This window comes from Marinomonas sp. AWM4_232 (assembly GCF_056158325.1).
Window position 1 is genome coordinate 2,669,161 of the sequence record NZ_JBSWTA010000001.1, and the last position, 12,153, is coordinate 2,681,313.

The 12,153-nt window shown below is 40.6% G+C and carries 18 protein-coding genes and 1 pseudogene; 18 read left to right on the top strand and 1 reads right to left on the bottom strand.

Translation table 11 applies throughout. The annotated features are described in order from the left end of the window. The first annotated feature begins 103 nt into the window (after positions 1–103). From ACXAC1_RS12655 to ACXAC1_RS12730, 16 genes are all read left to right on the top strand, one after another. Positions 104–382: a hypothetical protein gene (locus ACXAC1_RS12655; protein ID WP_475061817.1), complete on the top strand. Its 279-nt coding sequence runs from the start codon at positions 104–106 to the stop codon at positions 380–382. Positions 383–494: 112 nt separating this feature from the next. Then, entirely contained in the window at positions 495–899 is a 405-nt protein-coding gene (locus tag ACXAC1_RS12660; protein WP_475061840.1) for a DUF1801 domain-containing protein, read from the top strand. A gap of 150 nt (positions 900–1,049) precedes the next feature. Then, positions 1,050–2,645, top strand: a complete 1,596-nt coding sequence (locus tag ACXAC1_RS12665) for a hypothetical protein (protein WP_475061841.1) — start codon at positions 1,050–1,052, stop codon at positions 2,643–2,645. Positions 2,646–2,745: 100 nt separating this feature from the next. Continuing rightward, positions 2,746–3,186, top strand: coding sequence for an acetyltransferase (locus ACXAC1_RS12670; protein WP_475061843.1), 441 nt, complete (start codon positions 2,746–2,748; stop codon positions 3,184–3,186). Between the two features lie 73 nt (positions 3,187–3,259). Further along, a complete protein-coding gene (locus tag ACXAC1_RS12675; RefSeq protein WP_258511003.1) occupies positions 3,260–3,745 on the top strand; it encodes a GNAT family N-acetyltransferase in 486 nt (161 codons plus the stop codon). Between the two features lie 184 nt (positions 3,746–3,929). After that, complete coding sequence (locus ACXAC1_RS12680) at positions 3,930–4,766, top strand: macro domain-containing protein (protein ID WP_475061844.1); 837 nt, start codon at positions 3,930–3,932, stop codon at positions 4,764–4,766. A gap of 55 nt (positions 4,767–4,821) precedes the next feature. Next, complete coding sequence (locus ACXAC1_RS12685) at positions 4,822–5,376, top strand: TIR domain-containing protein (RefSeq protein ID WP_292570528.1); 555 nt, start codon at positions 4,822–4,824, stop codon at positions 5,374–5,376. A 90-nt stretch (positions 5,377–5,466) separates the two neighbouring features. Then, entirely contained in the window at positions 5,467–5,910 is a 444-nt protein-coding gene (locus ACXAC1_RS12690) for a GNAT family N-acetyltransferase (protein WP_474846762.1), read from the top strand. A gap of 87 nt (positions 5,911–5,997) precedes the next feature. Continuing rightward, the gene (locus tag ACXAC1_RS12695; protein WP_475061846.1) at positions 5,998–6,777 is read left to right on the top strand and encodes an alpha/beta fold hydrolase; all 780 of its coding nucleotides are present in this window, start codon (positions 5,998–6,000) and stop codon (positions 6,775–6,777) included. A gap of 67 nt (positions 6,778–6,844) precedes the next feature. Next, positions 6,845–7,594 (top strand): metallophosphoesterase family protein, encoded by a 750-nt coding sequence (locus ACXAC1_RS12700; protein WP_475061848.1) that lies wholly within the window; start codon positions 6,845–6,847, stop codon positions 7,592–7,594. Between the two features lie 142 nt (positions 7,595–7,736). Next, positions 7,737–8,378: a Vat family streptogramin A O-acetyltransferase gene (locus ACXAC1_RS12705; protein WP_475063825.1), complete on the top strand. Its 642-nt coding sequence runs from the start codon at positions 7,737–7,739 to the stop codon at positions 8,376–8,378. 37 nt (positions 8,379–8,415) lie between these two features. Then, positions 8,416–8,712, top strand: a complete 297-nt coding sequence (locus tag ACXAC1_RS12710; protein WP_475061850.1) for a Dabb family protein — start codon at positions 8,416–8,418, stop codon at positions 8,710–8,712. A 69-nt stretch (positions 8,713–8,781) separates the two neighbouring features. Then, positions 8,782–8,937, top strand: coding sequence for a hypothetical protein (locus ACXAC1_RS12715; protein ID WP_475061851.1), 156 nt, complete (start codon positions 8,782–8,784; stop codon positions 8,935–8,937). A 25-nt stretch (positions 8,938–8,962) separates the two neighbouring features. Next, complete coding sequence (locus tag ACXAC1_RS12720; RefSeq protein WP_475061853.1) at positions 8,963–9,409, top strand: GNAT family N-acetyltransferase; 447 nt, start codon at positions 8,963–8,965, stop codon at positions 9,407–9,409. Between the two features lie 302 nt (positions 9,410–9,711). Next, positions 9,712–9,981 (top strand): type II toxin-antitoxin system TacA family antitoxin, encoded by a 270-nt coding sequence (locus tag ACXAC1_RS12725; protein WP_475061856.1) that lies wholly within the window; start codon positions 9,712–9,714, stop codon positions 9,979–9,981. Continuing rightward, the gene (locus ACXAC1_RS12730; protein WP_475061858.1) at positions 9,978–10,511 is read left to right on the top strand and encodes a GNAT family N-acetyltransferase; all 534 of its coding nucleotides are present in this window, start codon (positions 9,978–9,980) and stop codon (positions 10,509–10,511) included. The genes ACXAC1_RS12725 and ACXAC1_RS12730 overlap by 4 nt, the downstream gene beginning before the upstream one ends. A 334-nt stretch (positions 10,512–10,845) precedes the next feature. On the opposite strand, the pseudogene ACXAC1_RS12735 reads toward ACXAC1_RS12730, so the two are convergent. Further along, positions 10,846–10,954: pseudogene (locus ACXAC1_RS12735) on the bottom strand (IS30 family transposase); the annotation flags it as partial. A 264-nt stretch (positions 10,955–11,218) separates the two neighbouring features. Here ACXAC1_RS12735 and ACXAC1_RS12740 point away from each other — a divergent pair. Together ACXAC1_RS12740 and ACXAC1_RS12745 are read left to right on the top strand one after the other, a co-directional pair. Then, entirely contained in the window at positions 11,219–11,671 is a 453-nt protein-coding gene (locus ACXAC1_RS12740) for an STM2901 family protein (protein ID WP_475061860.1), read from the top strand. Continuing rightward, complete coding sequence (locus tag ACXAC1_RS12745; RefSeq protein ID WP_475061862.1) at positions 11,662–12,009, top strand: DUF1493 family protein; 348 nt, start codon at positions 11,662–11,664, stop codon at positions 12,007–12,009. The genes ACXAC1_RS12740 and ACXAC1_RS12745 overlap by 10 nt, the downstream gene beginning before the upstream one ends. Positions 12,010–12,153: the final 144 nt, after the last annotated feature.

A 12,153-nucleotide genomic window follows, 5' to 3' on the forward strand; every position in this document is an offset into this window, starting at 1 on the left:
AACAGCAGCATCGGACTGGCAAACCTGTCACTCAAATTGCTGCGCAATTACGTACCAGCTCTGCCATCCGCTGTGCTGAACGTTATGTTTTTAGGAGAAGTTTGTGAGCCACATTGAAGGAAAAAGTAAAAATGAGATTTTAGAAGATCTCGTCAGAGTTGCTCAGCCAAATAGTGCGGTTCATGAACAGCAAAAATCTGCAATAACTGTTAGGTGCACAGAAGACATTCAATCCTCAATTCAGTCTCTAGAAACTCAGTTGGCTAAAAATGCAGAGTCATCTGATAAAGTGGGCAATAGAATTTTTTGGTTAAATGTGGTTCTGGCAATTGCAACGCTAGTCGGAGCCGCCGCTACTGTTGTCATTGCAGTAAAAACATAACAAGTAACTAAAGCGAGACAAATAAAGCTTGGCTTTGTCACTGCGTTCCTAATTTTAGCCAAGCTAATTTTTTGCCACTTAGCTTTGGGCGTCATGTGAATAGGAGGTTCCAGTGAACAAGGTAGTCAAAGAACGCTTCGATGAATATCCGGAAAATGCTCGTATTAGGCTAGAGGAACTACGAAACCTAGTCTTTCAAATCGCATCTGATTTGGAGCTGGGTGAAGTCGATGAAACTCTAAAGTGGGGTGAACCTAGCTATAGTGTAAAAACAGGTAGCCCGCTAAGAATAGACTGGAAGCTGAAATCTCCTAACAATTATTACCTGTTTTTTAATTGCCAAACTAAGTTAGTCGATACATTTCGAGAATTGTATGGTGATGAACTGTTGTTTCAGGGAAACAGAGCAATAGTTCTGTCCTTATCAAAAGCGTTACCAGAAACAACAATCAAGTCCTGTTTAGAGTTAGCTTTAACCTATCAACAGCGTAAAAATTTACCTCTTTTGGGCGCGTGAAAAAATTCACATAACAAAGCGTTCAAGAGGGATTCCCAACGCTCGGCATTTTGGGTTTGATTCAGCTTGAGTGATTACGGCACAATGGTTTAGGTTGGGTGGTCTGCGTTGCTCACCCCTTAACGCGGCGTTAGGCCCCAAGAATAAACTATGAACGAGTCACCAAGTATGGCAATAGACGCACTTAAGATAATTACCGAATTCCTTTCGGATAACTCGCTTACTATTGTTTTCCTGATTCTACTAATTATATGCAGAGACGCTATATCAAGCTTCATTTCTAGGCTTACGTCATTTAAATATAAGGCTGGGGAATCGGAGCTTGGCATGGAGGCAGCGGCGCCCTCAGAAAACAAAGAAAAGGATAATGGCATACGTACCGCAGATGAAAAACCATCCCCCGAAGATAAAAAATCAGAAATAGAGAAAAAAGAGGAGAGCTGGTTTCCTGAAATGCACAAGGCGTTTGATGAAGGTCGCATAGACGATGCTGAGGTCGCATTTAAAAAATATGCCTTAGACGAGAAGGATGAAGTACAGCTAGAAGAAAATAAAGCCTTTTATCTATATCTTAGATTTGAAAAAGCTCAAGATAACGCAGCAATAGGTGAGCTAGAACAGCTATCTCGGACAGCCAAGACAGAGGATTCCAAATTTAACACGCTAATGTGGCTTTCTTTCTGTCTTAGGGACGGCATGCAGTATCGTAAGGAGATTCAATTGTGGCAATCGACTGTAGAGGAAACACAGTCGGAACCTTTAAAGATAAGAGCTATTGTCAATCTTGCATATGCACTTAATAGAGAGGGCTCTTCGGTCGAAGCCAAGAAGCTTCTGACTGATTATTTATTGATTGCAAAGGAAGAGGAGCAAAAAGCATCGCTATATGAAACCCTATCCAAGGTAGAAGATACTTTAGGCAATAAATCGCTGTCGATATATTGTAAAGATAAGTCACTGGAGTTTGACCCAAATAATAGGGACGAGCTTTTTAACTCTGCTTATGCGGCAAGCGACGAAGATATTGATGAAATATCAATAAGTAACTACATAAAGCTTATCCGAATTGACGGAGATAACTCGACTGCGTTGAACAATCTTGGGGTTCGGGCTCAAGAAGCAGGCCTTAAAATTAAGGCGATCGATCAATACAAGAAGTCATCTAAGCTCAATAATACGCTGGCAATGGCTAACCAAGGTTATTTACTTCTAGGGGCAGGCTTTACTGACGAAGCGGAAAAAATTGCTAAAGAGGCATTAAAGCAAGACGAACCTCACCAAAATGTCCATAGCTTACTCGCTGAGATCAATGAGAGAAAAGAGAAGCAAAATAAAGATTGGGAGGAATTAAGCCAAAAAGCACTTAGCAGGCAAAAGGTGATTCGTGAATATACTGAGCAATTCTACCTCGGTAACCCGAAGTTACTTGAAGGAGACTGGAACGTCAGAGGCACTTATCCGGTGACCATTAAAATCGACAATGACTTACTTAAGGCTAGCTGGGTTGAAGCAGCAGGTGCTTTAGGTGGGGGCACACATACAGTAGAGCTTACTGGCAAGGTATCTGGCTCTACCTTTGATGGAACATACACTCGAAAGAGAAATGAAAGTAGCCCAAATACGCTTCTAGGATTAGGCGGAAATACTAATCAGGCGTGTATTGGCTATTTCTCCGAAAAAAACAGGGAAATCATGGTGGTTTCTAAAAAGCTAAAGGATAACTTTAGCCTATGCTTATCCCGGTAGAAGGCCTAACAAACGCAGGCTGTCGGAAAGCCTTTCCGCTCCTTCGTCACTACAAGTCGTCCGCAGCTGCGGGCGTTAAATTTATTATTCGAGTTTAGTTATGAAAATTGAGAACTCAGAAAAGAAAGATCATGAAACTTTGATAGCAATCTGGGAGGCCTCAGTTCGGGCTACTCATGACTTTCTTCAGGAAGAAGATATAACCACTTTAAAGCCTCTGATTTTAGAGCAACATTTCGATGCTGTAGATTTGAAATGTGCCAAAGATGATGAAGGAAAAATTCATGGATTCTGCGGTGTTCATGAAGGGAATATCGAAATGCTTTTCATCTCTCCAGAATCCAGAGGTAAAGGGGTGGGCTTCCAATTAATGGAGTATGCCATCAAATATCAAGGCGCTACTAAGGTAGATGTCAACGAACAAAATAAACAAGCATTAGGCTTCTATGAGCATTTGGGGTTCAATGTTGTAGGTCGTTCTCCACAAGATGGTCAGGGCAAGCCATACCCGCTACTGCACATGGAGCTAGGAAAAATTTAACAAGGCGCTCAAGCGGGACAAAGTGCTGCGCACTTCGCCCCTTAGCTGAGCGTTATGTTCTAGGAGGAAATTCATGATTAGGGAAATCACAAAAGCCGATTTTGAGTCGTTTTGGCCAACATTTTCAGCGGTAATTCAGGCACAAGAAACTTATGCCTTTGACCCAAATATGACGCTAGAGCAAGCATTCGCTTTATGGTGTGAATCTCCCCTGAAAGCTTTTGCTTTCGTAGAAAATGACGTTGTACTGGGCTCTTACTACATCAAGCCGAATGCAATGGGGCCAAGTAGCCATATATGTAATTGTGGATACATGGTTTCTAGCGAAGCTAGAGGTAAGGGCATTGCACGTCTTATGTGTGAACATTCTCAGGAAACAGCTCTAAGACTTGGCTTTGATGCCATGCAATTTAACAGCGTGGTCTCTACCAATGAAGTTGCGGTGAAGCTTTGGGAGAAGCTAGGGTTTCAAATCATAGGTACAATTCCAAAGGCATATAAGCATGCTCATCTAGGGTTAGTTGATAGCTACGTCATGTACAAATGGCTACGAACATAACAAGCAATTTAAGAGGGATTCACAACGCTTGGCATTTTTGCTTCTACTTCAAATTTAGTGTTTATGGCACAATGCTTTAGGTTTGGGTGGTGGCGTTGTTCACCCCTTAATTGGGCGTTAGGGCTCAAGCCTGTGAATACAACTCGAGTATGTGGATGTATAGAAATACTAAGGACATAAATTAATGACCAAGGTTAGCTTTTTTGATCGAAGAGTAATTGAGAACTTTCTCAAGGTCACAGCTTTCATAAGCACTGCTTTATCATTGATTGTAATTTTCGTTGATATACCAAAAGAGTGTAAGGAAGTATATGGGGGGATTTTCTTAATAAGCTTGTTGCTGATCTATTTTGGGATATGGGTCTGGTCAAATAAACTTACTAAGATCAATGTCACTATCGAAGGGAGTGATGTGACAATTAAGGTAGGTGATATTTTTCAAGAGCCTGACTTTAAGGTTATTGCTTTCAATGAGTACTTCGATACACAGGTAGATAATAAAATAATTTCAGAAGGCTCGTTGAATGGAGTATTTATTAAAGAGCATCTTGATATTGCTGTTGCCGATCTGGATGAATACATAGCTACTTATGATTTTGATAAAGATGAAATCTTGGGTGCTAATGAGAATAGAACGAAAGGTAAGAAACTTAGGTACCAAATTGGTTCTATTTGTATTTACAAAGACTATCTGCTGACGGCTTTTTCCAAGTTTGACAACACAAACAAAGCATTGATTACAATGCCAGAGTATTTGGAGTTTTTGATTAATTTCTGGGACCGAGTGAACAGAGTTTATGCACAAAAAAATGTGTCAACCCCCATATTCGGCTCAGGCATAACACGAATTCAGGGACATAAAAATATAAGTGATGAAGACCTACTTAAAATCATGCTTTGGACCTTCAGGATTAGTGAAATGCGTTTTAAATATCCAGCCAGACTTACCATTATTATCCACAAGGACAAAATTGATAAAATTAATCTTCTGGATATAAAGTCGGCTAGAAATGGCATATAAATATAGTGAGCAGCATCTTTGTAAGATTACATAAGCGTATTATTTGGAGCTAAAGATGGCATATCGTAACGGAACGTATGTGGCCTTTCATGCAGGCGGAACCACTGACCCAACCAAGTCAGATATAAAGTATTACAATACGATGAAGATGTGGGATGCTAGCAAGCATATAGAATTTAGCCTATGTAATAGCCACGAAAAAACTTCGTCAGTACGAGACTCTTCAAAAAAAGAAACCCTAAAAAGAAGCTTGATTACAAGGCTTAGAAATTCTAAGCAATTTCTATTGATACTCACAAAAACCACAAAAAATGATACAGATTGGGTTCCTTTCGAGATTGCCTATGCAGTCGACACTTGTGAGTTGCCATTAATACTGGCATATCCTGATTACGATTCAATCATGGCTCCGGCTGAATTATCCGATTATTGGCCTCCGGCGCTAAAAACCAGAATCGAGAACGGTTCAGCAAGAGCTATTCATATCCCTTTTAGAAAAGCACCCGTTTTAGATGCCTTGAGTCAATTCGATATAACCAACAAAAATTATCCTACAAATGGGTATGGTTACTACACTCGCGAAGCTCATCAAGAATGGGGTCTGGTATAGCCCTAACAAGCGCATGTTGCCGGACTGGTTTTCCGCTGCGCTCCAAACCAGCCGCAAATGCGGGCGTTATACGGTTAGAGGAATCGTCAAGTGATAGAAGCAGTATCAAGTAAGAACATCGAAGAAGCGCTCCCGCTAATTAGAAAATATCAGGAGTTCTATAAAGTTCAGGGGATTGATGATGATAAAAACAGAGCATTCTTTTCACAGTTCAGCGAGCACGGAAATGATGGCTGTCTTTTCCTGTTCAGGAATAAAGCTGGAGAGGCCGTGGCTTTCGCAACTGTTTATTTTACGTATGTCTCCAGTATCCCAGCTCGGGTAGGCATTATGAACGACCTTTACACATTACCGAATCATAGAGGAAAAGGGATAGGTAAGCTTCTTATCAATCATTGCCTTGAATTTGCCCTGAAAAATGGTGCAGTCAGACTGCAATGGCTTACAGCTCAAGACAATCATCAGGCTCAAAAACTTTACGACTCTCTTAATACAAGTAAAAGTACTTGGCATGTCTACACATACACCGCATAACCAAGCAAAGCAGTTCGGCCCTTCGGGCCCGGACGTCGCTTTGCTCGCGCCGCTTATGGCGGCGTTAGCCCTATATAAGGAACATAGATGGAATACATACAAGAAGGTAACGGAGAGTATCTCATTTTAGTACATGGCGCACTTACTGATGGCTCTATGTGGCTTGAGCATATAGAACACTTGAAATCTGATTTCGATGTTATCTCTGTAACTTTGCGCAACTTTAATGAATCTGACTTAGAAGGGTTTGGTTTAAATACTCACGCTGATGATTTGTCTGCTTTGATACAAGAGCTTACAAAAATTAAGCCCGTCAATATTGTTGGCTGGTCTTATGGTGCGGATGTAATATTGAATGCACTTGCAAAGAATGATCTACCCGTATCTAAGGCTGTCGTATACGAACCGGGGTTTCCGGGCTGTCTACAAGAACAAGACATGAGTACCTGGCAATCCGACGCTAACAACATGTTCGGCCCAGTCTTTGAGCATTTTTCAGTCGGCAACCTCAATATGGCTGTCGAATCACTTATAGATGGCTCTAGTAATAAAAAAGGTTATTTCAAATATCAAAAAAAAGAGGTACAAGAACTACAGCTTGCTAAAAAAAACACTTTGAAAAATCAGCTGAATCAGCAAGAAGAACCTGCTATTAGCCAAACTTCAATTTCTAAAATACAGCACAAAGTTGTCTTAAGTTATGGTCAAAATACCAGAGATATATTCAAGCTAGTAACTGTTGCGACAGCCAAACTAATAAAAAGCTCTGAGCTAAAAATCATACCTAATGAAAATCATATGCTGCCTCAAGAGAAAGCTGAAAAATTTTCAAATTTTATTCATAAAGAGCTTTCACAAGAGGGCTAACAAGCAAAAGCAGGTGAACGCATAAATGCGCCTCTGCTAAAGGCGTTATAAGCGCAAGGAGTGCATAGTGGAAAAATTCGCAATATTGTCAGATATCCATAGTAATATTTTTGCGCTTGAGGCAGTGGTTAAGGATGCTAGAGCAAAAGGTTTTACGGCTTTTATTAATCTAGGTGATATTTTATATGGTCCAATAGCTCCGAGGCAGACATACGAATACTTGCAGTCATTGAATGCTATCACTATATCGGGCAATCAAGATCGTCAGATATATGAGGCTACGGAAGCTGAAATAGAATCGAATCCTACAATGCAGTTTATACTGAGTGAGCTGGGGCAAGAGCCATTGACTTGGATGAAGCAATTACCATTCGATTTGCAAATCACGACTGATATTTATGCATGTCATGGAACGCCTAGTGATGACCTAGTGTACTTGTTGGAAGACATTAGTACTGGAAGACCAATAGTTCGGCCTGATGCTGAAATCATTGAAAAATTAAATGGAATATCTTCTCCAATTATTATATGTGGGCATACTCATACCCCAAGATGCGTAGAACTATCCACCGGACAAATCGTCATAAATCCTGGTAGTGTCGGTTTGCAGGCTTATACGGATGACGAGCCAAATGTTCATTCGATGCAAAACTATTCGCCAAAAGCATCCTATGCCACATTGCAGAAAGCCTCTGAAGATAAGTGGGACATTGTTTTTCATAAAGTAACTTATGATGTTGAAAGTGCGGTAAATGCAGCCAAAAAGCGAGGCAGGAATGACTGGGTTCATTTCCTATCCACTGGCAGGTGCTTATAACAAAGCGTTTAAGACAGATTCCCAACGCATGGCATTTTTCATTCCATCGTTGGGTTTTGTGTTTACGGTGGTATGGTTAGTTTTCGTGGTAGCGTTGCTCACTACTTAACGCGGCGTTAAAAATCACAGATGTATTGGAGGCATTTTGAAAGGTCCAAGTCCTGAAGATAAAGAACCCATGAAAGGCTTTCCCCAAGTAGGATATTTGAAGAATTACATTTCTTCTGAAAATATCATCGTTGGTGACTACACCTACTACGACGATCCTGAAGGCCCAGAACGATTTGAGAGTAATGTGCTTTATCACTTTCCATTTATTGGAGATAAGCTCTTAATAGGGAAGTTTTGCGCCATCGCAAAAGGCGTGAAATTTATTATGAATGGCGCTAATCATAAGATGTCTGGATTTTCTACATACCCATTCCAAATATTTGGTAATGGCTGGGAGAAGGTCATGCCTAAAGAGGACGAGCTACCCTACAAAGGCGATACGGAAATTGGGAATGATGTTTGGATCGGCTATGAGGCCACAATCATGCCGGGAGTCAGAATTGGCAATGGTGCTATAGTAGCGAGTAAGTCTGTTGTGACAGCAGATGTACCGGCTTACAGCGTTGTGGGTGGCAATCCTGCCAAAGTTATTAAATATCGATTTGACGACCGTACAATTAGTGAGCTTTTAGATATAGCATGGTGGAATTGGAGTGCAGAAAAAATTACTGAAAATCTTGAGGCAATAGTTGGCTGTGATCTTGTTGCACTTCAAAAAGCAAGTGACTTTTGACAAAGCATTTCAGCGGACAAGCGCTAGGAAGTAAAAAATGATTAGGCACATTTTATTAATCAAATTCAAAGAATCATCACCGCTCTCAGAAGTCGAAAAGCTTAAGGGATTATTCGAAGCTATGCCTGAAAAAGTCGAGGGTTTTGTGTCTGTCGAATGGGGCATAAACGATAGTCCTGAGGGCAAAAACAAAGGTTACACGCACTTGGTCTTAATGACGTTTGCAAACGAAGCCGGGCGTCAAAACTACTTACCGCATGTCGAGCACGAAGCGCTGAAGCAAGTTTTTAGTCCTTTGCTTGAGGATATCGTTGTATTCGATTATACGTTCTGATTTGAGAGCGCAGCTAATTGCTAAACCACACACGACTCACACTCGAAGAAACCGGATGTATCACCTTTAATGTTATTTAAAAACCCAGAGAACACTCTTGGTTTTGACGTTTACGAAGAGTTTGCGGATAAAGAATCATTCGAACTCCACCAGCAACGGCTGAAAGCATCGCATTGGGGGAAGGTGACGGTAAACGTTGATCGGTACTATGAGGTTTTAGAGTAAAAGCGTTATGCCTACGAAAGAGAACATGCAATATATCGAAGTAGATAACAGTCAAATCCCGCTAGAGTTGCTACTGGAAGCCGATCCTTATGAAGTCAGCATTAATACATATTTGTTCGATTCATGGTGTTTCGCAGCACTTCATAATAGGAATGTCGTAGCGGCTTGCATAGTACAGCCGCAGACTAACTGTACTGCTGAGATTCTCAACGTTTCTGTTTATCCAAAGCTACAAGGTCAAGGCATTGGCTCTGACTTGCTTAAAGCTGTTTTGTCTCAGTTATCTTGTAAAGGGGTAACACGTGTTGAGCTGGGGACTGGTACCTTTGGTTATCAGTTGACATATTACCAACGCCTTGGTTTTCGAGTTGATTCAGTCGTCAAAGATTATTTTTTGTTGAATTATCCAAATCCAATCTATGAGAATGATATTCAACACAAAGATATGCTGAGATTGTACGTAAATATTTAGTGCGCACATGATAAAGCATTTAAGAGTTATTCAGCATGCTTGCCGTTACCGCTTCGCGGGTCTTCTGTCAGTTTCCCCAACTCCCTCATTTAGAACCAGACTTGATCTTCCACTTAACAACGGAGAGTTAAGTTATGACGCCTTTACGCCAGAAAGTCATAGACAGGATGACCCTAGAAGGTTTTCCTGCATCGACGCAAAGAGCTTATCATTCCGTAATACTTCCGTACAAATTGAACGCGCTTAAAGGTTGCACTATAATCACCCATAATTACGGAATACATCCGTACGTAGGAGGGGTTATGGCAACGGCACGTTTAGATATCCGTCTTGATGAAGAGATCAAGGCAAAAGCCGAAAAAGCATCGGCTTTACTTGGTTTAAAAAGTCTTACTGAATATGTTGTGAGACTTATGGACGAAGATGCAACACAGGTTATTGAAGAGCATGAAAGTATTATGGTTAAAGACAGTGTCTTTGACGAATTTATGGCTGCGTGTAATAAAGCGAAAGCTCCGAATCAAGCTTTGCTTGAAGCTGCCAAATTTACAGATGAAAGTGGCATTAAGTGAGTTGGGGTAAAGAGTTCGTAGAACTTAGCAAATCTAAGCATGATCGCAGTTCATTTGATTGTGGTGAGCAAGAGTTAAACACGTTTATCAAAACTCAAGCAGCAAAGCACATGCAAGCAGGCATCAGCCGAACCATGGTTTTACCTAGTGCTCAACCACTGTTAAATCAAAAATTCGCTATTTGTGCATTTTATAGTGTTGCACCGAGTTCCATCAGTCGAGAGACATTACCGGCTCAATTAGCAAAGAAACTTCCTAAATACCCAATCCCTGTTTTTCTTTTGGCTCAATTAGCTGTACACAAAGAGTTTCACGGCTCCGGACTCGGAAAGGTTAGTCTTATTCGTGCTCTTAAATACCTGTGGGAAGTCAATCATCACATGCGGGCATATGCAATTGTTGTGGACTGTCTTACAGACTCCGCTCAAGCGTTCTATACGAAGTTCGGCTTTGAAGTATTGTGTGAACATAATGAGCGTGTTCGTATGTTCTTACCCATGAAGACGGTAGAACAGCTTTTTAATCAATAAGCGAATATAACAAAGCGTTTAGGACAGCATCCCAACGCTTGGCATGTTTCATTCCATCGTTGGGTTTGGCGTTTAAGGAATAATTAGGGCCAGATAAAAATAACTGAAATCTAATCCTTATCACGCCCTCTAAACTGCCCCACAGACCTTGCCAAATGCTCTGAATTTGCAGGTGATTCGAGTAGATAAAGCGTTTCCATCAAGCTGTTGTAATGATCTGTCTGGATAAAAATGGTCCTCAGTAAAACACTGGATTAAAGATGTCTGGATCGAGGAAACAAAATCCTTCTAACAATCACAGCAACGGCTACTACATTGCAACTTCGCAATCTCATACCGTGTCAACTTCCCAATCACCAAAGCGCTGCTTGGTATCGCCTGCCGCTATGCCGTAATTGCTTATACAACTTACCACGGTGATGTCTGTCTCTTCGCACATAGCCATCGATCAACTGCTTATAGCCTATTGGTTATACTCTAATTGTTTGGCGACGTTAGAATACCACCTATGGGTAGCTGATCTCTCGCCACCTACTCAACCATGAGTGGTGCACTTATTATCTAAAATTTGCGGCTTACTTCGTGTTTGTAAGGTTTGTGTATGTCTGTTAGGAGTAAATAGTAAATCTTGCTTTCTTGAATTGATCTATTTTTTGCTTGATGGAATGCTTAAAAGCTGTTTTTTATTGGACAAGGAGTGGTTTTACATGGAGTCTACTACCAAAGATCAAACCTACAAATTTCAAGGAAAAGAAGGTTTAGCAGCTACTGAGCTATTGTTTTGGGTATTTGTTGATCAGGCATCTGATCATTTTGGAACAGATGAAGTAGCCGCAATAGTAATGGTCTTAAGTGGACGGAATAATATTCCAACTCGACAAAAGCCTAGAGGAGCAATTGATAGAACTTCTATTGCAAGTTTAGCTTCTAGGAAAGCCTTGAAAGGAAAAAGGATTCCGGGAGACATAAAGCTACCTACTTTAGTAGGAGCAAATGTATTTGACCTTAGAATTAGAATGGTTAGAAACCTTGGCGCATTTGTTGGCCGAACGATCCCTGTAATAGGGTGGTTGTTGGCAGCTGATGTTGGCGCAATTTCTTACAAATCGATCAGAAGGTACAATCAAATAGCAATAGGGGATGATAAGATTTGGGATTAGATTCTGTTGATAAGGCTGTAATTCTTTTTTTCGAAAGAAATAGCGGAAAGTGGTTTCTCAAAAAAAAGCCTGAAATTACTTTAAATTCTAAACTTGATGGAGACCTCCTTATGGTTTGGGAAGATGTTGTTGATCTTGCGGAGATGTTTTTCGAAGAGTTTAATGTTGATGGAAGTGAGTTTGATGCTTTCGAATACATGGGAGAGGGACCACCTCTAATAACTAAGCTATCTTATCACATTAAAGGTGGGGAGATAGTTAAAAATGCTAAAGCTCAACTTACAGTTGGTATGTTCTCTGATGCTGCAAAATCTGGGGTATGGAGCGGAAATAAGTAGGCAGAGATCAAATAATCGACATTTGCTTACTAAATAGGCATTTTTATTGTACAAATTATGTTCATGCGTTTGCCCTGGGTTTAGAGCTTCCACATTTACATCCTTTAAATGTTAAAAATTATCAATCATTTATAGTAAATAAGC